At 62.2% G+C, this 25693-nt stretch carries 15 protein-coding genes; 8 read left to right on the top strand and 7 right to left on the bottom strand.

The features are described from left to right. Positions 1 to 967: 967 nt before the first annotated feature. From VSP_RS36220 to VSP_RS19000, 5 genes are all read right to left on the bottom strand, one after another. Positions 968 to 2830, bottom strand: coding sequence for an acyl-CoA dehydrogenase family protein (locus tag VSP_RS36220; protein ID WP_009962692.1), 1863 nt, complete (start codon positions 2828 to 2830; stop codon positions 968 to 970). Further along, positions 2827 to 4929: an FAD-dependent oxidoreductase gene (locus VSP_RS36215; RefSeq protein WP_009962691.1), complete on the bottom strand. Its 2103-nt coding sequence runs from the start codon at positions 4927 to 4929 to the stop codon at positions 2827 to 2829. Before VSP_RS36215 ends, VSP_RS36220 begins: the two co-directional genes overlap by 4 nt. Positions 4930 to 4981: 52 nt before the next feature. Next, positions 4982 to 6265 (bottom strand): thiolase family protein, encoded by a 1284-nt coding sequence (locus tag VSP_RS19010; RefSeq protein ID WP_009962690.1) that lies wholly within the window; start codon positions 6263 to 6265, stop codon positions 4982 to 4984. Between the two features lie 55 nt (positions 6266 to 6320). Continuing rightward, positions 6321 to 7844: a phenylacetate--CoA ligase family protein gene (locus tag VSP_RS19005; protein WP_009962689.1), complete on the bottom strand. Its 1524-nt coding sequence runs from the start codon at positions 7842 to 7844 to the stop codon at positions 6321 to 6323. A 75-nt stretch (positions 7845 to 7919) separates the two neighbouring features. Continuing rightward, positions 7920 to 9065, bottom strand: coding sequence for a patatin-like phospholipase family protein (locus tag VSP_RS19000; protein ID WP_009962688.1), 1146 nt, complete (start codon positions 9063 to 9065; stop codon positions 7920 to 7922). A 232-nt stretch (positions 9066 to 9297) separates the two neighbouring features. On the opposite strand from VSP_RS19000, the gene VSP_RS43630 reads away from it, so the two are divergent. Continuing rightward, on the top strand, positions 9298 to 11859 hold the full coding sequence (locus VSP_RS43630; RefSeq protein WP_009962687.1) for a CehA/McbA family metallohydrolase: 2562 nt from the start codon (positions 9298 to 9300) through the stop codon (positions 11857 to 11859). 225 nt (positions 11860 to 12084) lie between these two features. Here VSP_RS43630 and VSP_RS41120 read toward each other — a convergent pair whose 3' ends face one another. Then, complete coding sequence (locus VSP_RS41120; RefSeq protein ID WP_075089893.1) at positions 12085 to 12540, bottom strand: BlaI/MecI/CopY family transcriptional regulator; 456 nt, start codon at positions 12538 to 12540, stop codon at positions 12085 to 12087. 158 nt (positions 12541 to 12698) lie between these two features. Further along, positions 12699 to 14264: a penicillin-binding transpeptidase domain-containing protein gene (locus VSP_RS18985; protein ID WP_009962684.1), complete on the bottom strand. Its 1566-nt coding sequence runs from the start codon at positions 14262 to 14264 to the stop codon at positions 12699 to 12701. A 1499-nt stretch (positions 14265 to 15763) separates the two neighbouring features. Here VSP_RS18985 and VSP_RS39655 point away from each other — a divergent pair. From VSP_RS39655 to VSP_RS18950, 7 genes are all read left to right on the top strand, one after another. Then, the gene (locus tag VSP_RS39655) at positions 15764 to 17902 is read left to right on the top strand and encodes a cellulase family glycosylhydrolase (RefSeq protein ID WP_081452606.1); all 2139 of its coding nucleotides are present in this window, start codon (positions 15764 to 15766) and stop codon (positions 17900 to 17902) included. Between the two features lie 210 nt (positions 17903 to 18112). Then, complete coding sequence (locus VSP_RS39650) at positions 18113 to 18565, top strand: MarR family winged helix-turn-helix transcriptional regulator (RefSeq protein ID WP_157210967.1); 453 nt, start codon at positions 18113 to 18115, stop codon at positions 18563 to 18565. Positions 18566 to 18620: 55 nt separating this feature from the next. Further along, complete coding sequence (locus VSP_RS18970; RefSeq protein WP_009962680.1) at positions 18621 to 19781, top strand: ABC transporter permease; 1161 nt, start codon at positions 18621 to 18623, stop codon at positions 19779 to 19781. Between the two features lie 34 nt (positions 19782 to 19815). Continuing rightward, a complete protein-coding gene (locus VSP_RS18965; RefSeq protein WP_009962679.1) occupies positions 19816 to 20562 on the top strand; it encodes an ABC transporter ATP-binding protein in 747 nt (248 codons plus the stop codon). 31 nt (positions 20563 to 20593) lie between these two features. Continuing rightward, entirely contained in the window at positions 20594 to 21595 is a 1002-nt protein-coding gene (locus VSP_RS36195) for an efflux RND transporter periplasmic adaptor subunit (protein ID WP_009962678.1), read from the top strand. A 102-nt stretch (positions 21596 to 21697) separates the two neighbouring features. Next, a complete protein-coding gene (locus VSP_RS18955; RefSeq protein ID WP_009962677.1) occupies positions 21698 to 23551 on the top strand; it encodes a hypothetical protein in 1854 nt (617 codons plus the stop codon). Between the two features lie 83 nt (positions 23552 to 23634). Continuing rightward, positions 23635 to 25665, top strand: a complete 2031-nt coding sequence (locus VSP_RS18950; protein WP_009962676.1) for a hypothetical protein — start codon at positions 23635 to 23637, stop codon at positions 25663 to 25665. The last annotated feature ends 28 nt before the right edge of the window (positions 25666 to 25693 follow it).

The following is a 25693-nucleotide window of genomic DNA, read 5'->3' as shown; positions in this document are numbered from 1 at the left end:
CTTCGGCCCCGCCTTTTTTTGTTTTTTGGGTTCAGGGTCTTCGCTTTTCAAGCGGTAGGGGGTGGATGAGAACCGCTCTTGCATGTTTTGGGCCGGGGGGGAAGGTGGAAATAATCCCGAGTCCGTAAGCCGCCGGGCGTAGGGTTGGGGGAAATTAGACCGGGTTCTTTCCTCGGTGCCTGTGGGACGCTCGCGGCGGAGCGTATGCGGCCATCGGGCCCTGCCCCTCGTGGACGACGTGGAGTATTCCTTGGGCATGCGGTCGTATTCCGCGGGTCAGAAAGTTGCAGACGCTTCAGTTGGTGCCAGCCAAGGAACCTGGGGTGGTGAAGCATAGACTGACAGGGTTCAGATGGCCTGTGCCTGGGAAGCTCGGGGAGCGCACGCATCCTGCGTGCTGTTTGCGGCATCTTGCCGCGAACGTCAGGCAACACAAGACATCAGGTCCGACTGACGTGGGGGTGTTGATGGCGGTGGGGAGAAAGCAGATGCGGTCGGCCTTCCCACCTGATCATCGTCCTGGGAGGTGCCCAACGTTGGGCTGTGTTAGAGATCCCCGCTGGGGATCAGCTTCGATTTGGGGTGGTCGCCTCAAGGTGGTTCTTTGGCGGCCACCCCAAAACGCGCGCGGTTGGTCTGTTCTCCTCACGTCGACAACTACAGGGGCGCTGGGTGATGGGTGATCAAACACCAGTGACTAGGAGTTGAGGCGCGAGCCATCGGGGTGCTTGCGGATACGGAAGGTGTTTGAGGATGCCTTCTGCCAGGTGCCGAACAACACCGTTCGTAGTTGTGGATGTGACGAGGCACTAGCTGAAGTGTCTGCAAGCCTCGTCCTTGCGGTCATGTCATCAAGTTTCTACCGACGCCACATGCCCCTATGTCCGGTCATCTGCTCCGCTCCCCCTAGGTGGGCACCGCCAGACTCTTCCGCCAGGTGCCCGTTTACCACTTACCGCTTACCGAACTAACCAAGCATCCGCTTCGCGAGCGCATAGCCCTCGTGATCGGCGGGATTGAAGAGTTCGCGGAATAGACGGCTGGTTTTGCCGCGAACCAGGCGGGTGTGGTACTTCACGAGGGAGGTCACGCGATCCACCTCTGCCGTGGGGCTGAAGGCATCCTCCACCTTGCTCTGGGCATAGGAGGCGGCACAGCCAAGGGCAAAGATCTCTGCACCGATGTCCACCAGCCGGCCGAGGACGAGTTGCTCACGTTCCAGCTTGGGTCCATAGCGCAGCATGGCATACAGGGTGTGCCGGGCCAGCTTGCGGCTGAGACGACGGACATCGCGCATGCTCTGCTCCAGATCCGGGTGCAGGTTGATATCATCCCTGTCATCCGAAAAGGGAAGGAAGCGCGTGGGGTACCATTTGGCGTAGTGCCTGGCTGCCCGCAGAAACACCAGGGCGCGATCCTTGAGCGGCAGCTTGGTATTGAACGCGGCAGCCCCCAGCTTGAGATGCGAGTCCAGCATCTCCCGGGCGATGAAGAGGCGCATGATCTCGCTGCTGCCTTCAAAGATGGTGTTGATGCGGGCGTCACGGAAGAAGCGCTCAATCGGTTCCGGCTTCTCGCCGCGGGACTTCAGACTGTCCGCCGTTTCATAGCCACGGCCACCACGGATCTGCATGGTGTCATCCACGATCTCCCAGCCCCGCTCACTGCCCCAGAGCTTGCCCAGGGCGGCTTCGAGTCGGACGTCGGCATTTTTGTCCCGATCCACCAGGGCGCTGACATAGCGGACCACCGCCTCCAAGGCGAAGGTGTGGGCGGCCATGCGGGCCAGTTTGTCTGCGATGGCAGCGTGCCGGCCGATGGGCTGGCCCCATTGCACCCGATCGCGAGCCCAGCGGGTGGAGACTTCCAGGCAGTATTTGGCCAGACCGGCACATGCTGCAGGCAGGGTGATGCGGCCGGTATTCAAGGTGGTAAGCGCGACCTTCAAGCCCCGGCCTTCGCCACCCAGCACATTCTCCACGGGCACCCGCACGTCGTGAAAGCGCATGACACCGTTGTAAAGAGCACGCAGCCCCATGAAGTGGCAACGTTGCACCACTTCCACACCGGGCATGCTGGTCTCCACAATAAATGCGGTGGTCGCATGCGGATGCGTCGGGCTTGGGGTTCGAGCCATTACCACCAGCACACCGGCCTTGGTGCCGTTGGTGCACCAGAGCTTCTCCCCATTCAACACATAGTGTGTGCCGTCTGCGGACTTGACCGCCTGGGTCTTCATGCGTGCGGGGTCGGAGCCGACGTCCTGTTCTGTCAGGGCGAAGGCGCTGATCTCGCCTTTCGCGCAACGCGGGAGAAAGCGCGCCTTCTGCTCCTCTGTGCCAAACATCAGCAAAGGCTGCGGCACACCGATGGATTGGTGGGCGGACAGCAGGGCGGCCATGTTCCCACATACGCCGCCCAGCAGCATGGCCGTGCGGGAGTAGTTGGTCTGGCTCAGCCCCAGCCCCCCGTACTTCACAGGGATCTTGATGCCAAAGGCACCGAGTGACGCGAGTCCTTCCAGCACGGCATCTGGGATCTCGCCCTCCCGGTCGATGGCATCAGGATCGGTATGCGATTCGAGGAAACTTTTTAACAGCAGCAGGAAGGCGTCCCCCTGGTCGCGGTCTTCCAGCGTCTGGCGCGGGAAGGGGAGCAGGGTGGAGGTGTCAGGGGCGCCGTCGAAGAGAGAGGCCGCGAAGCCGGAGTTGCGGTCCCTTTCATCGCGGGCCGCCTCGGTCATCTCCAACGCGGCCCGCTGGCCTTCAGACATCTTTGAAGTGTCGAGCACCGACTTGGGAGGTGTGGAGGAGGGATGCTTGATTTTCATGGCAGGTCAGATGGGGGTGAAGTTGCAGGAGGAAACAGGGGCCGGAAGGCCGGGTAGCCGGAGCCGAGGATCATGGCCAGTTCGATGTCACTGGCGGAGGCGGCTACGCCCTCCTCCAGGCAGAGCTGGGCCTCTTTCTGCATGAGGCCGTTCAGGTAGGTGGCCATCTGTTCACGTTCTGTGAACTCGGGCAGCTCCCTGGGCTTGATGTAGCGGAGGATTTCGGGATTGGGCTGCGGTCCGTGGCGGTCGTTGAAGCCGGTGTAAAAACCGCGACCGTTCTTGTGCCCCATCATCCCTGCCGTGGCGAGTTGGTCGAGCAGATCGCTTTGCGGGATGCGGTCGCCAAACGCGGCCCTCAGAGTCTTCTCGACATGCAGGGCAACATCGAAGCCCACCTCATCGAGCAGTCGGAGGGGGCCCATGGGCATGCCGAAGTCCGTCATGGCGTCGTCCAGCTCCCAGGGGTCCCGCATGGTGGAGGCGAGTTGCACCGCTCCCAGCAAGTAAGGCATGAGAATGCGGTTCACGACAAAACCAGGACGGTCCTGCACGACGATGGGCGTCTTGCCCAGCCCCTGCACAAAGCGGAGCGCGGCGGCGATCGCCGCCGGGGAGGCCTGAGCAGGTGCGATGACCTCCACCAGAGGCATAAGGTGGGCGGGATTGAAAAAATGCAGACCGATGACCCGCTCAGGATGCGGGGTGGCGGCGGCCAGCTCCTCTACAGAAAGTGCGGAGGTATTGGTTGCCAGGACGGTGTCTGGGCGGCATTGGGCGGCCAGCTCGGCAAAGAGGCGCTTCTTCACCTCCCTGTCCTCCACGACGGCCTCGATGACGAGGTCCATCTGTTTGAGCGGCACCTCCTCTGAGGTGTAGGAAATAAGGTCATGCGTCTCCCGGCCCTGTTTGGTGGTGAGGGCCCGGCTCTTCACCCCGCTATGCAGCAGTCCTCCGATGCGCTCCGCCCCTTTGGCCAGGGCGGCGTTGCTCATGTCCTTCAGCAGCACCCGGGTGCCCCGGCTGGCGAGGGTGTAGGCAATGCCAGAGCCCATGACGCCCGCTCCGATGACGGCGGTGCGGGTGATCGGAGGAGCCTCGATCCCATGAAACAACGGAGGCAGCTTCTTGGACGCGGCCTCCTTGCGCAGGAAGACATCGATGAACCGGCGGGCACCACCGGATTCGGTGAGTCGGCGCAGGGTCTCCTGCTCCAGGGCCAGGGATTTCTCTGCGGTACGGCCGGCACCGCGGGTGATGACATCCACCGCCGCGATGGGGGCGGCGTCATGATGGCGCATCCAGGGGAACTTGCTCCAGAGCATGGTCTTGGCCCGGAAACGGAGGAATTGCGGCACCGGCCAGGCCTGGGTGAGGTGCAGGTGGTGACGGCGCGGCCGGTGGTTCGCGGAAAGCGCCAGCTTGCGCGCCAGGTCCTCCATTCTCTCCCTCGGCACCACATGCTGCACGATCCCCAGCTTCCGGGCATGGCTGGCCTTCACCAGCTTCCCGCGCACAATGAGGTCCAGGGCCTTGGGCAGGCCGATGAGCCGTGAGAGACGGGTGCAGCCGCCCCAGCCGGGAATGAGGCCGAGCATGACCTCTGGCAGACCCAGGCGGGTGACATCGCTGTCGCTGGCAATGCGCCAGTCACAGGCCAGGACAGTCTCCAAGCCTCCTCCCACACAGGCTCCGTGAATGAGGGCGATCTTGGGAATGCGCAGGGCCTCCAGATGGGTGAAGACGTCCTGCCCAAGCGCGAGGAGGTTGCGTCTTTCCTCATCGGGCAGCGTTTGCACGGCCTTCAAGTCTGCACCGGCGATGAAGACGCGGTCCTTGGTGCTGCGCAGAACCACAGCTTTGACGCCGGCGTCCCGGTGCAGGTCTTCGATGTGACAGTCAAACTCATCGAGCGTTTTGGGATTCCACACATTGGCAGGGGAATCCGGGGTGTCGAAGGTGAGCCAGCAGATGCCGTCGGCGTCCACTTCCTTGTGGAAGCTGGCGGGGCGGTGTTCGCTCAGGTGCTTGCGGATCGGGGTGGTCAGCATGGCATCTTCAGAGGGGTTTTCAGTGGGGTCGAGGACGATGAGATCCATGGCGGCAAAGGGGCTGAGGTTGCGAAAAGGGTGTGAGGAAAAAACGGTCGGGTTAGAAGGCTTCGAGACAGACTGCGCCACCCTGGCCGCCTCCCACGCAGAGGCTGACGAGCGCCCGTCGCTTGCCGGCGCGGCGCAGTTGATAGAGGGCGGTGAGAATGAGGCGGGCACCGGTGGCTCCCACCGGGTGGCCCAGAGCGATGGCTCCACCTTGAAGATTGAGCTGGGAGTCATCCACCTCGCCCAGCGGCGTGTTGAGGCCCGCCTTGCGGGCGCTGGCGGGATCCTTCAGGCACTTGAGCACGGCGAGGATTTGGGCGGCGAAGGCTTCGTTGATCTCGATGATGTCCACGTCACTCAGCTTCCAGCCCGCATGACCGAGTGCTGCGGCCATGGCGGTCACGGGGCCCAAGCCCATGCGTTCCGGATCACACCCCGTGTAGGCATGGCTGACGAGACGTCCCAGTGGTGCCACCCCCAGCTGCTGGGCGCGAGCTTCACTGCAGGCCAGGAGAGCCACGGCTCCGTCTGTGACCTGGGAGGAGTTCCCCGCGGTGACCGTGCCTGTGAGGGGCTCAAAGATGGGTTGCAGCTTGGCCAGTTTGGCCGGCGAGCTGTCGGTGCGCACGCCGTTGTCATCCTCCACAGCCACGAGATCCTTGCGGCCGGAGAACATGGGCGCAATCTCCTCACGCAGATGGCCGCGGTGCTGGGCCGCCAGCAGCTGCGAGCGCACGGCCATGGCATCCTGGGCATCGCGTGAGATCTCGAACTCACGCGCCAGGAGCTCGGCTGTCTGCCCCATGTTGATCTCGGCCACAGGATCGGTCAGGCCCATCTTGATGGCGAGCAGGGGCAGGAAGTCCTGGGGGCGGAAGGCCGTGGCCGCCTGGAGCTTGCCGCCCATCCCACGGGCGCGGGAGAGCAGGGCAAACTTGATTGCCGCCTCGTGACGAAAGAGGAGCGGCATCTGGGACATGCTCTCTGTGCCACCCACCAGGAAGACTTCCCCCTGGCCAGCGGCGAGTTTTTCCTGGGCTGTGGTGACCGCCTCCATGCCGGAGGCGCAGTTGCGGTGCACCGTCATGGCGGGGCGTTCCTTGGGCACACCGGCCCGCAGGGCGATGACACGGGCGATGTTGGCCGCGTTTGCGGGCTGGGACACGCAGCCAAACACCGTTTCGTCCACAGCAGCGGGGTCTATTCCGGTTCGTGTAAACAAGCCGCTGGCGGCATGGCGGCCCAGTTCCACGGCGTCGAAGTCCGCCAGGGTGCTGCCAGCCCGGCAGAAGGGGGTGCGGGCACCGGCCACAATGACAAGGGGGGAGGCGTTCATGGAGGATCAAAATGGGTAATAATTGCGTGCGGGTGGGGTGGAGCCTTGGTGGCCGTCAGCCCGGGGTGGCGGTCTGGGGCTGGCTCTGGCTCTGTCCGTGTCCCGGTTGGCCTAGCCCCTGGCGGCGGTCAGCCACCTTCTCCTCCTTCAGCAGGCGCCCCACGCCCAGAAGATTGCGGAGCTCTGGCACGGTGTGAAAGAGGATCGCATTCGGCGTCATCTCCGTCACTTCATGGAACCGGCGGATGAGCAGGTCCTTCAGCGTGTCCTCGTTGATGTTGCCATCCGGGGCCACGTGGAGGTACACTTCATCGCACTCCAGCGGATCATCATGGCGCTTGCGCAGCTCGATCTGCCAGGCAGCCAGGCCGCGTTGGTCATCGAGCAGGTGCTCCAGCATGTTGAAGTCCACCAGGGTGCCCTTGATCTTGTCCAGCCTGAGGGTGCGTACCTCACTGGCGCGGGAAATGGGGCCCAGCAGTCGTGGGCAGCGGCGGCCACAGTGCGGGCAGGCGTCCCAGGTGAGTCCGCCCTCCGCCATGTCGCCCGTGCGGTATCTCATCGCCACGGTGCCGCGGGCATCCAGCGGGGTGAAGACAATCTCGCCGGGCGCACCTGGAGGTACCGGCACCCCGGTCTTGGGGTCCACGAGTTCGATGAAACCGAGATCGGGATAGAGGTGGAATCCGCTGGCACCCTCATGCGGGAGGGTCGGGCACTCCGTCCAGGCCATCTTGGCCTCGGTGAAGGCATAGATGCTGATGACATACACCCCCAGTGAACCAAGCTGGGCGCAGAGCTCGCGAAGCTTCGCACGAAGTCCTTGGGGCGTCTTTTCCCCGCCGAGCACGATCCGTTTGAGCGAGGTCCAGTGACGATTCTCCTCCACGGCCTGGCGCAGCACGTGGTACACAAAGGTGGGCATGCCGATGAGCACGTCCGGCTGGATGCGCTCGATCAGGGCGATGTTGCCATCCGTTCCCATGGACTTGCCGCCGCCGCTGGAGATCATGAAGGTGCCGAAGCCCAGGCCGGCGTAATGTGACTGCCAGAAGGCAAGGTGCGGGGCGTAGGGGAAGATGTTTACGTGACGGTACTCTTTGTCCGACCGCCCGGTCTCCATGATGCGTCTGCCGGAGAGTTCGAGGTGATTGAGATCATGCTTCGTGTAGAGGAAGGGCACGGGCTCGCTGCTGCGGCCAGTAGTGCTGGTCAGCAGGAGGGGGCGGAATTCCGCCTCCAGCTTCTCCTTGGTATGGCTCATGCCGTGCAGCAAGGTGTTGATGATGACCTTGGGCTCGCGGCGCAGCGTTTGATGGTTGGGGATCAGGACAAACTCCCGCAGCTTTTCTTTGGAGACGGTGAGGTCAGACTTGCTGGTGAAGGGCACCTTGGCCCAGTCCTGCATGGTGCGGATGTCGCCAGGCTCCAGGCCGATGCTCTTGAACAACTCGCGGTAGTGCGTCGAGAAGGGCAAGACGCGGGATTTCAGGTAGTCGCGCAACCGGCGGATCTGCCAGGCCTGCCAGAATTCAGGGGCTCCGGCATCCCAGAGAGGGGAGGAGAGGAAGGGTTTCATAGTGCTTGAGAGTTGGGGTGGTTTCAGATTTGAGGCTGGGCATGCGATCAGGTGTCGGCGGAAAGTGGAGGGGGGTTAGACGTATCCGGAGAGTCCGGAGTGGCGGCCAGAAGCTGAGGGGTGGGAATCATCCGCCGCAGCCTTGTCACCGTCGTTCACGTCAGAGCTGTGTTCCGGCACCGGGGTCGGACGTTGAATCAGATCCAGGATGTGCGGCAGGGCGGCTTCAGCTGCTGTCCTCCCGGCCACGATGTAACGGTTGAAGTTCTCAAAGTCGTACCAGCGGGACTGACCGAAGTACGGATGCACAAGGACATCTGCGCGTGTGCCCTCCTCGGCAATGAGGCGCAACTGGGCGCTGGTCAGACAGCGTTTGAAAGTGTCCAGCACGTTGCCATACGCGAAGAGGTTCACCTTGCGGTTCGCGGAATCTCTCAGGCGACGCCACACACCTTCTGGAGGAGGTGGGGGAATCGGGTAGGTGGAAATGCCCGCAGCAGCCAGGTCGGCCGGGGTGGGCATGACGTTCACCGCAATGATGCCACTCATCGGGCTGTGAGTGAACCCCTTGTCATCGCCCGCCAGAGAGGGCTCACCGCAGGTCAGGATCTGTCGCAGCAGGTTTACCGGCAGCGGTTGGGACGCGCCGCCATCGATATAGCGTTTCCCGTCGAGCTCAACTGGGGCCACAATGCCGGGGATGGCGCAACTGGCTTGCACCGCCGCCGCTGCCGACGTGTCCATCGGCAGCACCTCCCATGTCACGGAGTCCAGGTTCGTGGCCACCACATACATGGGGCGCTCCAGCTGGGCCAGTGTGCGCTGGCCCAGGCTCTTTTCCAGATGCCGACGCAGCTTGTTGCCCCGCAGGAAGCCGGACAGGGGCGGGCACACGGGATCAATGAGCCGCAGCAGCGTGCGGCGGTCTTTGATTTCGGCCGCCAGTTCCTCCAGTTGCTGGCCGTTGAACCCTGCCGCCCAAAGCGTGCCCACATAGGAGCCCATGCTACTGCCGATGATGGCAGAGATCGGGATTTTTTCGCGCTCAAGTACCTGGATGACTCCCACATGTGCCAGACCGCGGGCACCGCCACAGGAAAGGACCAGTCCCAGTCGGGGTGGCGGGGGGGCCACCGGGGCGGGAGGAGCCTCCATGAAGCGGTTCAGCCAGTCTTCGGCGGAGAACCAGGGGAAGCGGCGCATGGCATCGGGCAGGCGCATGGCTTTTGGATGGGTTGTTGGAGGATTAGACTCACCACCAGCGAGTTAATTCAAAACTTTCGATCAAATCCGAATGCTAATGATCGAGAAACCCAAAACGCGTTTGGAAACGTATCAGTCCAATGGTACGCATGTTTCGCAGGGTGTAACGGCGCGGTGGCAGAGCCGGACTTAAATGATCCGGGTGACGGTTTTGTTGCTTGTTTCAAGGTTCCAGCACCGTTTGAGATGCATGATGAACTTCGCTCCCTTGACCCCGCGTTGGCCCCTCCGGCTGAGCCTGTTGGCTGCGCTCATTGCTGCGCCTGGCACTCATCTCCATGCTGCCGAGGCGTTTGAAGTGGGAGCGGGGCGGGAGGCTGAACTGCCGGTGGGAAAGGAGGCTGATGGCATCCGGGGAGACTTTGTCCTGCGCAATGACAAGATCACTGCCCTCGTTTCCCAGAACGCGCCGCTGCGCCGTGCGAACATGAGCACCTTCTACGGTGAGGACGGCGTCACGCCGGGGTGTCTCTATGACCTGGCGCTCCGTGACAAGCAGGACGACCAGTTGATCTACTTTGGTCCGGCGGGGCAACGTGGGCAGGTCTCGTACGTGAAGATCGTGGAAGATGGCAAGCAGGGCGAATGCGCAGTGGAAACGGTCATTACAGCAGCGAAGAATGGCGGCGTGTACAAACGGCATGAGTATCGCGTGCGGGACGGGGAGCAGGGGCTCAGAATCCAGACCACGCTGCGCAATGAGGGCAAGGCCCCGGTAAAAGTCAGCACAAAAGACGCCTGGACGAGGTTCAATGAAACGGGTGAGCGCGACGGTGTGACCTGGGCAGACGCGGTGGATCCCGATGATCGCATTGGCTATGCGTATGGCAAGCTCTCAGCACCCGGTGCGGGAGCGATCGCGGATGAGGTGGAGTTGCAGCCCGGCCAGGTGCTGACCTGGGTGCGCTTCCTGGCCATTGGGCGGTCCCCGGCCGAGGCGTGGTCGGCGGTTCGTGGAGCCAATGGGGTGCCGACGGGGCGCCTGGAACTGGCGCTCGCGGAGGCAGACGGCACGAAGCCTGTGACAGGTGCGGGGCTGGTGCTGGAGCAGGAGATCAACCCTGGGCAGAAGTCTGATGGGAGCGTGGTCGCTTATCCGGACAGTCAAGGACTCATCGCCTTGTCCCTTCCTTCCGGGACCTACCACGGGAGTGTGGAGGAGGCTGGAAGACTGCCACGCCGGGTGTCCTTCACGCTGAATCAGGGTGGGGTGGTGAAACAGCAGGAGAAGCTGGAGCCCGCCACTCGATTGAAGTTTGTCGTCCAAGATGCTCGTGGGCAAAGCCTGCCGTGCAAGGTGCAGATCCTGGCCACGGGCGAGACCAAGCCGTTGAATCTCGGTCCTGTGATGCGGGCGCATGGCTGCAAGGACCAGTATCATAGTGAGAAGGGCGAATTCTCCGTTCAAGTCCCGGCCGGAACTTACAAGGTGGTGGTGACACGCGGGATTGAATACTCCCACCATGAGCAGGAGGTCGCCTTGGCCCAGGGCCAGGAGTTGGTTGTCGATGCCAAACTGGCGCGTCTGGTGGATACGACGGGGTGGATCAGCACGGACTTCCACAATCACTCCACGCCCAGCGGGGACAACATCTGCGGCACCGCAGACCGGCTCATCAACATCGCCGCAGAGCACCTGGAGTTCACACCCACAACAGAGCACAACCGCATCTATGACTGGCGTCCCACCATTGAGCGCCTCGGGCTCTCTCAGGAGATCCAGACAGTGGTCGGCATGGAACTCACCGGCAGCGGCTCACACTTCAACTGCTTCCCCCTCAATCCGGTGCCTTTTGTGCAGGATGGGGGAGCCCCCGTGTGGAATGCGGATCCTCGCATCACTGCTCTGACGTTGCGTGGCTGGCAGGGAGAGCGGCAGGACCGCTGGGTACAGATCAACCACCCGGACATGGCCTTCCTCTACAATGACCGCCATGCCGATGGCGTGGCAGATGGCGGCTATCTGGGCATCACCGAGATGGTGAATGGCATGGAGACGGAGAACTTTGTGGACGAAGGGGTGCTGGCGGATTCGCCCTGGCGTCTGACCAAGGCAAAGAACTCACTGGCCACCCGGGTGGAGACGGTGCGTCAGTTCATCTGGCTGCAGATGCTCAATCAGGGGCACCGCATTCACCCCGTGGCCGTGGCAGATGCCCACGCGGTTCATGGAAACGGCGTCGGCGGCTGGCGCATGTACCTGCCCAGCAAGACGGATGAGCCCGCCAAGATTGACTGGACGAACGACCTCGCCGCGCATGCTCTGGCCGGCCACTTCATCCTCACCACCGGCCCGTTCCTGCAGGTCACGGCGGGAGATGGTAAACTGCCGGGAGATGACGTGCGTAGCTCCGGGGTGCTGCCCTTGAAGGTCAAGGTTCAGTGCACGGACTGGATCGACATCGACCGTGTGCAGATCCTGGTCAACGGCCGCAAGGAGCCCAGCCTTAACTTTACCCGCGCCACGCATCCGCACATGTTCAAGGACGGGGTGGTAAAGTTTGACCAGACGATTCCTGTGAAGCTCGGCAAAGACGCCCACCTGATTGTCGTGGCCCTGTTAGAGAACGGTGATCTGAAGACCGGCTACGGCACCAGCGGCCAGGCCAAACTGCGCCCGATGGCGTATCACACGCCCTTCTATGTGGATGTCGATGGCCACGGCTTTCAGGCCAATGGGGATAATCTGGGTTATGATGTTCCGGTGGCGAAGATGACGCCGGATGAGGTGCGGGCGAAGATGGGGAAGTGAGTTTTCAGGGTTCAAGTTTGCAGTTTTCAGCTGGGAGCGTGAAGCTAGTAATGGTGGAGGCGGGAAAGTAGTCACAGGCTTCAGCCTGTTCAGTCGTGCGTTCATGTGACGTAAAGGCAGGCTAAAGCCCACCACTACTTTTTAGCTGCAATGTGAGGAGTCGTCCGGCTTTCCTTGGCCGATTTGGGGGCGCGGGCTTTGTTCGCCCTTCGCCCCCGTCGCTACTCAATCTTGGGGCCCGGTGCTCCCCGCAGGTTCCACCGGATTGAAGTGACCCTGCGCTGGCGGCAGTGGCTTTGCGATGGGGGGAGTGTGATCGCTCTCGTTGAGCATGGCCTTGATCTCGCGCACTTCATCCGCGCTAATCTTCCTCGAACCCAAGGCGTGCATGACCAACTGGTTGACGGAGCCGGAGAACACGCGCTCCAGCACATCCTTCACGAGATGGCGTTGGGTTTTCTCTGCCGCGACCGCCGCACGATAGACATGCGTCTTGCCCTGGGTGTCCCGCAGGACCAGACCCTTGTCTGTCATAATCTGGAGAAACGTTAGTACCGTCGTGTACACCAGCGGCGGAACGCGGTCCTCATTGATGGTGTCGAGGATCTCACGGACTAAAATGTTAGTAGATTGGCGGGGCGTGGAGTGGTTTAGGCGCTGCGCTGGTTGAGGGGCCCGCAAGCGGGCTGTTGAGACGCTGCGCTGGTTTAGGCGGGCTTCGCCCTGGGTAGATGAGCAGGGTGGTGGACCGTGTAGCGCAGATTGGCAATCTGCTGTGCCGCCATTGGTAATCGGCTTCGTTGCGCTGGGATGCGACAATAGGAATCGAGAAGGTTCCGCTACTTTTCCTCGACCTTCGTGCCGGGAAACCCCACGGCGTCCACCAACTCCCAATGACCTGGCGTGGGCGGCAATGGCTTTGGCTCAACTTTGAGCGCACCTGCCTCAACTGCAGACACATCCTGGAGGATGCGGTGGGCAATGGGTGCGGAGGTGTCTCCGCCGGATCGGCCGTGTTGCACCAGCACCGTCAGAGCCCACTGCGGTTTATCGGCAGGAGCGTAGCAGACGTACCAGCAGTTTCTCTCACGAACATATTCCCGTAGCACGGGATGCTTTCGATACTCGACCATGGTGCCAGAGAAGCCATTGATAGTGGGCACCAACTGAGCTTGAGACGGTGTCACTTTGGCAGTGCGCTTGCGCATGCCTTCCCGAATGATGCTCAATCCTTCTGCGCTGAGTCCGTGGTCCTTCAGGTTGCTGATCTGGATGGAGTTTGTTTTTCGGTAGAGTTTGGTTTCTTGTTCGCCGACATGGCGAACCAACTCAGGTTTCCAGACCGTGCCGCCATTGGCGATCGTGGCCGCGATGGTGGTCATGTGCAGGGGGGTGATCGCAATCCTCCCGCTGCCCACAGAATTGGTGGCGGAACTGGCGTCCGTCCATGGTGAATGGGAGCCGGCGTTGAGATCAGAGGTTTGCGTTTTCAGCCAACTTGGCCCTGGGATGAATCCTGCGGCCTCGCCAGGAAGCCCTGTGCCGGGCTTGCTCCTCAAGCCTGCGAGATCTGCCAACCTTTCTATCTTGTCATATCCCATGGAGAGGGTGAGGCCATAGAAGTAGAGCCCGCAGCTGTTCTCCATGGCTTTGTCCAGCGTCTGTTGGCCATGTGTGCCGCCTTTGCTGCGAATCCAACAGGGTAATGACTTCGAGCCGGCCTGAAACACACCGTCGCAAGCGTGCACGTCGATGGCGTGACCGCTGGTCGCCGCCGCGAGAGCGGTGACCAACATGAACGATGCGCCAGGAGTGAAGGGGGTGGTTGCACGATTGAGCATGGGAATCGAAGGATTCCTGCGATAGGCCTCAAACGTTGCTTCGGAGATCTGCGGGACAAAAAGGTTGGGATCGAATGACGGCAAAGAAGCCATGGCAAAGATCTGGCCGGAGGTCACATCCATCAGCACCGCAGTGCCGCGACCAACGTTGGCATCGCGAAGAGCGTTCTCGACGATGAACTGATGCCGGGCATCAATCGTGAGCCAGACATCCTGGCCAGACTTGCCGGAGTTAGAGTGGTCCGTTTGAGCTGGGGTGGATGCGAGGTCGTCATTCAGCATCTTCTCAACGCCGTCGATGCCGAAGGGTGGTTGCCAGGGCTGAGGTTGAGTCACTGCGCCAAGGACATGACTGGCGAGTGATTGGAAAGGGTAGCGACGTGGAGGCGGCGTGGTCGAGGAGTCCTTCGGGTCTGGTTTGTCGGTGGCGAGTACGATGCCGTTACGATCGCGAATGTCGCCGCGAGCTGGGAGTGGGGAAGGGGAGTTGGCGTGAAGATTGTCGATGCTGAACGTTGCGGTCGCCAACAGGAGTAGCGTTGCAAATGTGTTTACTGGAAGCATGGTGAAAATAGCGTAAGGGGACTTTCGGCTGGGACAAATGGATTTCAGAGAAAGTTAGGAGTTGGGAGAGTTGGGAGAGTTGGGAGAGGGGGCAGTAAAGTAGTCACAGGCTTTAGCCGGTTCAGTCGAGTGTTCATGTCATGTGGACGCAGGCTAAAGCCCGCCACTACTTTTCGGCTGCAATGTGAGGAGTCGTCCGGCCGTCCTCGGTCGTCCTCAGCCGGTTTGGGAGCGGAGGGGTGGACGTCTCGAGGTGGTTGGTCGTTCGATATGCTTGGCGTATCAGGAGACGTTCGTGCGGGGCTGGAACCCCCGCCTCCTTTACCCCGGGTGTGCGGAGTTGGGGCTGTTAAAGGAGGCGGGATCTCCGGTCCCGCTGGTGAGGGAAGTTGGCGGGCGTTGTAGGCGAAGCAGTGTGTTGCTTGCATGAGACGTCAGGGGGTGCCGCGTCCTGAGCCGCGTAAACGCGGTACTCCAACCCTGACTGCGGACCGGAGTGGTGGCTCGGCCGTCCTCGGCCGGTTTGGGAGCGGAGGGGTGGACGTCTCGAGGTGGTTGGTCGTTCGATATGCTTGCGTATCAGGAGACGTTCGTGCGGGGCTGGAACCCCCGCCTCCTTTACCCAGGGTGTGCGGAGTTGGGGCACCTAAAGGAGGCGGGATCTCCGGTCCCGCTGGTGAGCGAAGCTGGCGGACGTTGTAGGCGAAGCAGTGTGTTGCTTGCATGAGACGTCAGGGGGGGCGCGTCCTGAGCCGCGTAAACGCGGTACTCCAACCCTGTCGGCGGACCGGAGTGGTGGCTCGGCCGTCCTCGGCCGGTTTGGGAGCGGAGGGGTGGACGTCTCGAGGTGGTTTGACGCTTGAGGTGCTTGGCGTATCAGGAGACGTTCGTGCGGGGCTGGAACCCCCGCCTCCTTTACCCAGGGCGAGCGGAGTTGGGGCTGTTAAAGGAGGCGGGATCTCCGGTCCCGCTGGTGAGCGAAGCTGGCGGACGTTGTAGGCGAAGCAGTGTGTTGCTTGCATGAGACGTCAGGGGGGGCGCGTCCTGAGCCGCGTAAACGCGGTACTCCAACCCTGTCGGCGGACCGGAGTGGTGGCTCGGCCGTCCTCGGCCGGTTTGGGAGCGGAGGGGTGGACGTCTCGAGGTGGTTTGACGCTTGAGGTGCTTGGCGTATCAGGAGACGTTCGTGCGGGGCTGGAACCCCCGCCTCCTTTACCCAAGGTGTGCGGAGTTGGGGCACCTAAAGGAGGCGGGATCTCCGGTCCCGCTGGTGAGCGAAGCTGGCGGACGTTGTAGGCGAAGCAGTGTGTTGCTTGCATGAGACGTCCAGGGCAGTGCGTTCTGAGCCGCGTAAACGCGGTGCTCCAACCCTGACTGCGGACCGGAGTGGTGGCTCGGTCGTCCTCGGCCGGTTTCTTGGCTCAAGATGCGCGTAGAAATGGGCTTGGTCGTCGTCCAACCTCGCTTGCGGACAGGGCTCATGCGTACCACCATGCGCCATGTCGTTCGTAGGTTCGCGCCGCTTTCTCTCTGCTTCCTTTGTCTCATTCGCTATCCTCGCCGCCAGTCTTGCACTGGGCCACGGGCTGATGGCCCAGATCCCGGCTTCGGGAATCGTGACGGATGCCAGTGGGGTGAACATTCACTTCACCCATCCGCAGCAGGGGGAATTGGAGATGATTCGCGCAGCAGGATTCAAGTGGATCCGGATGGATCTCACTTGGGAGGCCACGGAGCCCAAGGAGGGGGCGTACGACTTTGCAGCCTATGATCACCTCATGAAGTCGCTGGAGGCGCAGGGGTTGGGGGCGGTCTTCATCTTAAACTATTCCAACAAGAACTACGAGCCGCTCCGCTCCATCACCTCTGATGAAGGCAGGGCGGCCTACGCGCGTTGGGCCGTGGCTGCGGTGCAGCACTTTCGGGGCAAAGGGGTGATTTGGGAAATCTGGAACGAGCCGAACATCGAAGGCTTCTGGAAGCCCAAGCCGGATGTGGAAGCCTACGTCAAGATGGCGCGGGTGGCGTGTCAGGCCATCAAGGAGGCGGCTCCGGACGAGTGCGTGGTGGGGCCGGCGAGTTCGACGATCGACCTCGAGTTCCTGGAAGGTTGTTTCAAAGGCGGGTTGCTGGAATGGTGGCAGGCGGTGTCGGTGCATCCTTATCGCCAGGGCGGCCCGGAATCAGTTGCGGCCGAGTATCACGCGCTGCGCCAGTTGATTGGCAAGCACGCACCGGCGGGGAAGAAGGTGGCTGTGCTCGCGGGTGAGTGGGGCTACTCGGAGGCTTGGGCGAACTTCGATGCGAGCTTGCAGGGGAAGATGCTCACCCGCCAGTGGGTGGTGAATGCCGCGAGCGCGGTGCCGGTATCGATCTGGTATGACTGGAAGGACGATGGCCCGGATCCCAAGGAGGCGGAGCATCGTTTTGGCACAGTGGAGCGCCAGCATTTCCCGGGGCGGGCGGCGGCCTACAACGCCAAGCCAGCGTATCTCGCCGCGCAAACCTTCAATCGAGAGCTGGAAGGCTTCCACTTTGTGAAGCGGATCAACTTGGGGAATCTGGATCATCACGGCTACTTGTTCGAGCGGGCCGGGGCGCAGTGCCTCGTGGCCTGGACGGCGGGAGGTGTGCCAGCCAGCGTGAAGGTGCTGGTATCGCCAGGAGCCATCAGCAGGGTGGGGCATCTCGGGCAGGTATTGCCACCCCTAAGTGGAGGCGAGCTCCAACTGGAACTCACCGATGCCCCGATTTACGTGAAGTTTCAGGAAACAGATCCGCTGCTCCGCCAGGCGATGGAGGCGGTGCCCATGAAGCTGACCGTGCTGCCCTGTGCCGGGGACAGGGCGGCGGTGCAGGTCACCACCTATGGTGAGCACCCAGTGGTGGGGAAGGTGAAGCTCATCGGCACGGAAGGTCTGGAGGTGCAGGAGGCCACGCAATCGCTGAATTTGGCCCCAGATCAGGCGGCAACCACCGTCTTGTTTCCGCTAAAGGCATCTGCCTCACCCAGCTACCGCCTTGGGGCTGAGCTGGAGGTGAATGGTCAGACCGTGCTCACCGTCCCCGCACGTCATTTTGTCGCCCAGCCTGCGGAGCTTGAGAAAGGGTTGCGCACCTTTGTGACGGGAGACGACAAGGTGTCGGGCAAGGCTGAACTCAGCCGCGGGACGGCTCCCGTGGCCCCGCCAGTGGGCAGCGCTGACGCCTGGCGGCTCAAGTGCGCGTTCGGTGCGGGCTGGAAGTTCGCCCAAGTCATCGGGGCCGAGGGCACTCGCCACCGCGTGTCAGGGATGGCTGAGGCGGGGCCGGTTGATCGCGTCACCCGGTTCGGCATGTGGGTGCACGGGGACAAGAGCAAGACCGCCCTGCGTCTCCGCCTTCAGGATGCCGCTGGACGCACCTGGCAGCCGGATGGCCCTAATGTGAGCTGGACAGGCTGGAGGTTTGTGGAATTCAAGCTGGATGAGCGGACCGCCCACTGGGGTGGGAAGGCTACGGGGGCGGAAGACGCTCCTGCCAGTGTGGTGCCGGTGCCGCCCTTGATCTGGGACACGGTGCTGCTGCTGGACAATCCGGCGCGTACTACCTGCGAGGTGGAGATTTGGTTCCAGCCGCCGCTGCTGTTGGAAGAGTAGGGGAAATCAGTGGGCAGTAGGCGGTGCGTCAGTGGTCAAGGTGTTGGCTGCTGGCGCGGTTCGGCGGTGCTTGCTGAGCCTGCGGATGCTGGATAAGGCAGCAGCGTGGTTGGTCAGCGGATGGGGTTTGAGGATCGCCCAGTCTCTCAATTGACAGCTAGGAAATCATCAGTAATACTGACAATCATGGGTGCCGACTTTCCATTTTCCATGCCGAGATTTCCAGAGGACGCCGAGCGCGAGCCGCTTCCGGAGTCGCTGACTCGCTACATGGGATTCCTCATTGCGAAGGCGCATCAACGTCTGTGGACGCTTTTTAATGACGAGTGCAAACGACTGGGGTTCGACGTCCCTTGCGGGGGAGTGCTCCATCTTTTGGATGAGTCCGGCTCCATGTCCCAGCAACAGTTGGGCAGGAAGTTGCGCATCGACCGTACCTCCATGGTGAAGCTTGTGGATGCGCTTGAGGAGAAAAAGCTGGCGAGACGCCGGGATCATCCGGAGGACCGGCGCATTTACCTCGTGGAGATCACACCTGCGGGAAAGAAGGCCCTCGCGGAACTTCAGGTCGTGGGGGAGGCGATGGAAAAGCAGCTTCTGTCTCCGTTTTCAGAGGACGAGATCAAAACCATCCGCCGTGCGCTCCTGACCCTGGCGGGTTAGACGAGTGGAGCTGCGATCCCTTTCGACAACCTCTCCACACCCACCGCCTACTGCCATGCTGGGACTCGCTCTGAAAATGCTCTTTGGCGACACCGCCAAGTACTTGATGCTGATCCTGGGGTTGTTCTTTGCGACCTTCCTCATCGCCCAGCAGAGCTCCGTATTCTGTGGGCTCATGATGTGGACCACCGCCACGCTTACCAACGTCCCGGCACCGATCTGGGTGGTGGATGAGAAGGTGGAGCAGGTGAATGAAACCAACCCTCTGCGTGACACCGATGTGGCCCGCGTGCGCTCCGTGGACTCCGTGGAGTGGGCCATGCCGCTGTATTCCGGCATCCAGCGGGTGCGATTGCAGTCTGGCAGCTTCAAGATCATCCAGTTGATCGGGATTGATCCCGCTACGCTGGCTGGGGCACCGGTAAAGATGATCGAAGGACGGCTGGAGGATCTGCGACTGCCGAACACGGTCATCATCGATGACCTGGCGGTGAAACGGCTCGCGAAGGTGCGGGGTCAGGCCATCAAGGTGGGTGACGTGTTTGAGATCAATGACATGGAGGCCCGGGTGGTGGGCATCTGCGAGGCCATGAACAGCTTCACGGGCGGTCCGTACGTGTGGACCACCTATGAGCGGGCCCTGCAATACACCCCTGCGTCCCGCAAGATGCTCTCTGCCGTGATCGCCGCCCCGCGGGCCGGGTTCACGGAAGAACAGGTGGTGGAGGATATTCGCCGCACCACGGGGCTGAAGGCCTTCGTGAACAAGTCGTTCAACTCTTCGCCGCATGACTTCGGCACCTCCACCATCTGGTGGTATGTGAAGAACACCGGCATCCCGATCTCCTTTGGCACCACGGTGATCGTGGGCTTCATCGTAGGGGTGGCCATTTCCTGCCAGACGTTCTACGCCTTCGTACTGGAGAACATCAAGCACCTGGGGGCCTTGAAGGCCATGGGTGCCTCCAACGGCAAGCTCTGTCTCATGCTCATCGTCCAGGCTTTCACGGTTGGTATTGTCGGGTTTGGCTTGGGGCTGGCGGGCACCACCCTGTTTGCCATGGGGGCGCTCAAGAATGAGCAGCCTCCGTTCTACATGTCCTGGCACATTCCTGTATTTGCGCTCGCCGTGATCCTCTTCATCTGCAGTCTGGCAGCGTTGCTGGGCATCTGGCGGGTGAGCCGGTTCGAGCCTGCCATGGTCTTCCGCGGTTGATGTGTTGCCCTTCCGCCTTCGTGGACACTCTCTCATGACCTCGAACCCTGATCCCGTTCACCTTCCGGACCACGCCGTGCGGCTCTCCGGGATTGTGAAGAGCTTTGGCGATGGCAACTCGCGCCTGACGGTGCTGAAGGGCATCGATCTGGACGCTCGCTCCGGGGAGATCATGATGCTGGTCGGCCCCTCCGGCTGTGGCAAGACCACCCTCCTGAGCATCATGGCGGGAACGCTGCATGCTGATCAGGGTGGGGTGGAGGTCTTCGGCACGCGTCTGGACAAGATGAAGGCAGCCCACGTCACGAAGTTCCGCGCCCAGAACATCGGGTTTATTTTCCAGTCGTTCAACCTCATCCCTACCATCAATTGTGCGGAGAATGTGAGCGTGCCGCTGCTCATCCAGGGGACGCCCGCTCGCAAAGCCGAGGCGCGGGCCAAGGAACTGCTGGCCGCAGTGGGGCTGGGGGATCGCTGGCACCACCGTCCCACGCAGCTCTCAGGGGGGCAGCAGCAGCGCGTGGCCATCGCGCGCGCCCTCGTGCACGAGCCGCGTCTCATCATCTGCGATGAACCCACCGCATCACTGGATGCGAAGAACGGCACCATGGTGATGGAGCTCTTTGACAAGGTGGCCAAGGCTCCCGGCCGCGCCGTCATCATTGTCACCCATGACAACCGCATCTTCTCCCACGCTGACCGCATCGCCCAGATGGATGATGGCCAGATCGTGGAGGTGCATGATGTGGACAAGAGCCGTCCGCCGGAGCTGCATCACTGAACATTGTGTCACCCTCTTTTTCTTTATTTCCATGAACCGGATCTTTAGCAACCTGGTCAAGTACGCCACCTTTGCCGGGGCTGGCGCGGGGTTTCTGGGCATCAGCATGGTGGTCATGCGGATCCAGGCAGGCGAGTCCCGCCAGATCGCGCCCCCCCCCGTCGCCCCGCCGCAGAAGCCTTATGCCAGCACGGTGGCTGCGACAGGCATTCTGGAGGCCCTCAGCGAAAACGTCGCCATTGGCGTACCGGTGGCGGGGCTGGTCACGGAGGTGCCCGTGAAGGTGAATCAGTCGGTGAAAGCAGGTGCCTTGCTTTTCAAAATCGACGACCGTGACCTGCAGGCACAAAAGGTGCGGCAGGATGCCTCCGTGGAGGTGGCCCGTGCCAGGGTGGGGGTGCAAAAGGCCACACTTGCCAAGGCCCAGGATCAGCTGGATCGAGTGAAGTCCGTGCCGGACTCGCGGGCGCTCAGCGTGGATGAGATTCGAGCCCGGGAGAATGAGGTGGCGATCGCCAAGGCCCAGCTCCTGGCGAGTGAGGCGGAGCTCACCGCGGCGCTCGCGGAGGTGAAGCAGACCCAGGTCATGATTGATCGCCTCCATGTGCAGGCCCCACGGGATGGGGTGGTGCTGCAGGTGAACATCCGCGCGGGTGAGTTCGCTACCAACGTGAAGGATTCTCCTGTGATGGTACTGGGGGATCTGGAGAAGCTCCAGGTGCGCGCCGATGTGGATGAGCAAAATGCGTCCCGCATTCGCGAGGGGCAAAAAGCGACCGCCTTCATCAAGGGCGATACCAAGACCGCCATTCAGCTCGACTTCCTGCGTGTGGAGCCGTTTGTCATCCCGAAGGTGTCGCTCACGGGTTCCAGCACCGAGCGTGTGGACACCCGGGTGCTACAGGTGATCTACAGCATGAAGCGCCCCGAGTCAGTGCCCGTGTATGTGGGGCAGCAGGTGGATGTCTATATTGATGCCGCCAGCTCTGAGGCGCTCTCCGTCGAGGCGGCCAAGGGGGCTGCCGCCAGATGAGCCGGTCTGGCGGCGTGGATTCTCTGTGTGAATGTGCAAAAACGCACTTTTGGGTTTTCATGATCCAAGGCACCCACTAGTGTTTGCGTCATGCAATGGCGCATGCGTATTCCGTTTCCGGCCAGTGGACTGTGGGTGTGGGCTCTCGTGGTGAGCCCGCTGGCCCTCGCGCAGAGCGAGCAGGACTGGAATCTGGAGGGCGGGACTGTTTGGAAGTCCAAGACACTCTCCGTGGGGCGCTTCTTTCAGATGGGCATCAACGGCCAGTCCACGCCCTACCGCACGGCCATGGATGCGGTGGAGAAGACTGCCCAAGCGGGTGGCAACACCGAAATCGAAGGGGCGACGGTTGGTCGCCAGTCCCAGATGGGGTTCGAGGTGCGTCCTTTTAAAGTGGACCGTCTGGTGCGCCGGGATGACAAGCGCAATGCGCTGCTCGTCATCGACACCATCTCCAACACGGAGGGCCAGGAGAACAACCTCCAGCTCGACTACTCCACGCCAGTCGGCAGTCAGGGCGGGGTGAGGTTCAGCGGCACACTGAGCCAGGGTGGGGAGATGCGGGATCTGGGCAATGGTCTGCCAGACGGCACCTGGTCTGCCATCGTCATGGCTGAGAAGCAAGGGACTCCCGCGGTGCCGCTTTTTATCTGGGGACAGCCAGATGCTCCCTGGCGCGCGGTCCTGCAGGATACAGGATCCACGCTGCGTCTCCGCTATGAGGGGGCGGTGCCTGCCAATGGGAAGGTGGCCTTTCTCCACTGGGTGGGCACGGCCGGACTGGACCCCAAGGTGAAGCTGGAGAAGACCTTCGATCTCTTTATTAAAGACGGCAAACTGGTTGAGCCTGGGGTCCCTCCTGACGTGGCGGCGCTGGTGGTGAACTTCAAGCCCTCTTCCCTGGGGGCCACCACCACAGAGGGCGGCGTGCCCAGCTTTCCGCGTGCGGGCCGTCTGCTGGCGCTGGATGCGCTGACGGGCAAGCTGGACATCAAACGCACGGACAAGGGACTCCTCTGGATGAGCAAGGACGAGCAGATCCCTGGCGACATCTCGGTGGAGAAGGTGGTGCTGACCTTGGCTTCAGGGGAGAAAGAGGTGCTGAGTGCCAACATCGCCGCAATCCGCGGCGGAGCCGGGCGGGGGCGGGATCACCGGCTGTATCTGCGGGATGGCACCGTGCTGACGGGTCGAGTCCGTTTGATCAAAGGGGCGCTGAAAGGGGATCTGGGGGAACTCGCGCTGGATGCCGATGCGATGGAATTGCTCACGTGGCCAGTCTCAACAGAGGACGGTCGCGTGCCAGAGACGGCCGCTGAGTTTGTTCAATATATGGACGGGTCCTTGCGATGGCTTGCCAAGGGTGACCCGGTGGCTGTGGACTTGGTCGCATCATTCGGGAGAATCAAGGTCCGCAGCGAAGAACTGTGGACGCTGGGGCGACGTCCCGATCCTCCGTATTGCATGGTTGCCACCCTGACGGATGGCAGCCGCATTCAGGGCGTGTTGGGAAGTGGGGCGATCCGACGCGAGGTGGTGGGTGACGGCCCGTCAGATATTGCGCTGCCCCAAGTGGTGCGCTGGGGCGCGGTGGAGGCCGCCTTGAAGGAGATGGCTGGTGGACCGGAACCGAAGGAAAGCGCCAAGCCCACGACGGGAGATGCTCTCAATCAATATTGCTGGATGCGCGACGGATCCCTGCTGGTGGGCATTCTTCAGGAGGATGAGACGCTTCGCGTGCGGACCAGCACGGGCGTGCTGACCCTGAAACCTGATGCCGTGGCCAGAGTGTTCTGGGACTTCGGTGCGGGCGGTGAAGCGGCCCTGGAGCTGGGCAACGGCACCAAGGTGCGCGGGGAAATATTGAACGAAAACCTCACCTGGAAGCTCGACAAGCAGACGGTATCCCTGCCGGTGGGGCTGATCACCGAGATCGTCCGAAAGGCCAAGTCCTAGAGCCTGACACCCCATGCGATCCTGCCGCAACTGCCATCTCTCCACAGGTCACCCGCTCACAACTTAGACATTACCCCCATAGCATGCACATGACGCAGTGGATGAAAGGCGCGGCTGCCGCAGGACTGGTGTTCTGCTGGACGCTCGGGTCGGCGAACGCCCAGCTCAGCGGGCTCGTACCAGTGAACCCGCAGCCCCGTACGGACAAGCTGGGCAATGACTGGTACGTGGAGCAGAACGGCATGATCTCCCGCCAGGGCGGGGGCAACTCCATCCTGAGTGGGGCCATGATGCTGATGGTGGGATCAGAGCAGTTCTACTGCAACCAGCCCATGGGCACCTCAGACGGGAAGGAGATGGTGCTGATGGGCCAGCAGCCCATGCAGGGGCTGCAGGTCACCCGCTATGTCCGCATGCTGGAGAAGGAGGGCGGCATGCGCTTCATGGAGATGTTCACCAACACCTCCGGCCGCGACATCGCGACCAATGTGGAGATCCGGCACAACTTCAGCGGACAGGTGAAGAGCATTCTCACCGATGCGGCCCGGGCCAATAACGGCGCTTTTGAAAAAGGGGAGAGCGGCATCGCCATCGTCCCTGGTTCCACCAACTACCGGGGCTATCTCTTCACTGCCTGTGCGCCGCGGAGTTCGGTGAAACCACGCATTGCTTCGCAGAACCAGTACCAGATGTCGTTTTTCTACAGCATCACGGTACCGGCTGGGAAGTCGGCCTCGATCCTGCACACGATCACCCAGGCCAAGCTCTCCCTGCGCCCGGACGCCCCGGAGTTGGAGAAGCTCTTCCGCCCCTTTGCCCTGGTGCGTTTTCTACGCGATCTGCCCAAGGGCAGCGGTGCGACGCTGGTCAACGTGAGGTCCGCTGGCACCGGTGCGTCGGATTTGGCCTCGTGGTTCCCGGAGGAGATTCTGGGCATCAAGCGGGAGCCGGTGGATGTGCTGGGCATGGGGGAGGGCACGCGACTGAGGGGGCGGGCTACCTGCGGGCAGCTCACGCTCCATCATCGCCTGGGGAAGGTGGTGGTGCCGTGGGCGCAGGTAGTGGCGCTCACTGGGGGACGATTCGAAGGCAGGGAAAGCCGCCTCTATTTGAATGATGGTCAGGTGCTGCGGGGAGAGCTGGAGACGGAGGAACTGAAGTTCTCCCTGAGCAGCGGCCTCCAGATGTCTCTGAAGATTGCGGACGTGGATCGCCTGGTCATGGGGACCACCGCCGCCACGGGAGCCGCAGAATGGCCCAAAGGCGTGGCGGCGCTGATGGAGACCTGGAACGGCGAACGCTGGGCTCTTCTGGACTCCAAGCCGCCGGAGATGACGCTCGCCACTACCTGGGGGGTTCGGAAGGTGGCGCTCAATGATGTGGCCGCGCTCACCTCGAATGCGGAGGAGGGCGCTGCCCCGAGTGTGACCTTTAAGGACGGCTCCCGCCTGCGGGTCTGGATGGGCAGTCAGGGGGAGTTCAGCTTCGCCACCGCCCAGTTTGGCGCGCAGACCCTGCCTGGGGTACAGGTGCGCTCGCTGGTGGTGGCGGCAAAGGGGCCGCAGGTGTCTGAGGAGAGCCTTGAATCGGACGATGGCGAGCCTGCCACGAGCTTCGTCGATTTGGCTGGAGAGCAGCGTCTAGTGGCGGCTCCAGCAGACCCCATCTGGCACATCGTGACCTCCGGCGGCGTGGTGCCGCTGGATCCCGCCAGCATCAAAGAGATGCGCAACGTCTCCGAGGACGTGCCCGCCAGTGGCACGGATGACTCGGCGTGGTTCCAGATGGACCTGTGGGGGGGCGGTACGGTCATGGGCCAGCTGCGCGAGATGGTGCTGGGTTTCCAGGTCGGCGGTACCTCCTGGCAACTCCCGGTGAAGGAGGTGGTCCGCGTGGTCAACCCGGTGCCGAAGATCGCCGACAGCACGCTGGCCCGGATGGGTCAGCTGATTCGAGAGCTGGGCCATGACGACTGGAAGGTGCGGGAAAAGGCCAGCGGGGAGCTGGCTACTTTTGGCGAGATGGCCCGCACCTCTCTGCAGGAGGCCTTCAAGCAGAGTGAGGACCCGGAGGTAAAACGCCGGATCGAGGGCATCTTGGGCGATCTTGAGTGAGGTTGGTAGAGGATTTCCCACAATTAGC

The organism is Verrucomicrobium spinosum DSM 4136 = JCM 18804 (assembly GCF_000172155.1).
GTDB lineage: Bacteria > Verrucomicrobiota > Verrucomicrobiia > Verrucomicrobiales > Verrucomicrobiaceae > Verrucomicrobium > Verrucomicrobium spinosum.
The sequence above is the reverse complement of the archived record's forward strand: the minus strand, read 5'-3'. Positions and strand labels throughout refer to the sequence as shown.

Bases quoted from the DNA above. Each gene is read 5' to 3' on its own strand.
- VSP_RS36220 (WP_009962692.1), bottom strand. From the start codon at position 2,830: ATGAAAATCAAGCATCCCTCCTCCACACCTCCCAAGTCGGTGCTCGAC.
- VSP_RS36215 (WP_009962691.1), bottom strand. From the start codon at position 4,929: ATGGATCTCATCGTCCTCGACCCCACTGAAAACCCCTCTGAAGATGCC.
- VSP_RS19010 (WP_009962690.1), bottom strand. From the start codon at position 6,265: ATGAACGCCTCCCCCCTTGTCATTGTGGCCGGTGCCCGCACCCCCTTC.
- VSP_RS19005 (WP_009962689.1), bottom strand. From the start codon at position 7,844: ATGAAACCCTTCCTCTCCTCCCCTCTCTGGGATGCCGGAGCCCCTGAA.
- VSP_RS19000 (WP_009962688.1), bottom strand. From the start codon at position 9,065: ATGCGCCTGCCCGATGCCATGCGCCGCTTCCCCTGGTTCTCCGCCGAA.
- VSP_RS43630 (WP_009962687.1), top strand. From the start codon at position 9,298: ATGATGAACTTCGCTCCCTTGACCCCGCGTTGGCCCCTCCGGCTGAGC.
- VSP_RS18985 (WP_009962684.1), bottom strand. From the start codon at position 14,264: ATGCTTCCAGTAAACACATTTGCAACGCTACTCCTGTTGGCGACCGCA.
- VSP_RS39655 (WP_081452606.1), top strand. From the start codon at position 15,764: ATGTCGTTCGTAGGTTCGCGCCGCTTTCTCTCTGCTTCCTTTGTCTCA.
- VSP_RS39650 (WP_157210967.1), top strand. From the start codon at position 18,113: ATGCCGAGATTTCCAGAGGACGCCGAGCGCGAGCCGCTTCCGGAGTCG.
- VSP_RS18970 (WP_009962680.1), top strand. From the start codon at position 18,621: ATGCTGGGACTCGCTCTGAAAATGCTCTTTGGCGACACCGCCAAGTAC.
- VSP_RS18965 (WP_009962679.1), top strand. From the start codon at position 19,816: ATGACCTCGAACCCTGATCCCGTTCACCTTCCGGACCACGCCGTGCGG.
- VSP_RS36195 (WP_009962678.1), top strand. From the start codon at position 20,594: ATGAACCGGATCTTTAGCAACCTGGTCAAGTACGCCACCTTTGCCGGG.
- VSP_RS18955 (WP_009962677.1), top strand. From the start codon at position 21,698: ATGCGTATTCCGTTTCCGGCCAGTGGACTGTGGGTGTGGGCTCTCGTG.
- VSP_RS18950 (WP_009962676.1), top strand. From the start codon at position 23,635: ATGCACATGACGCAGTGGATGAAAGGCGCGGCTGCCGCAGGACTGGTG.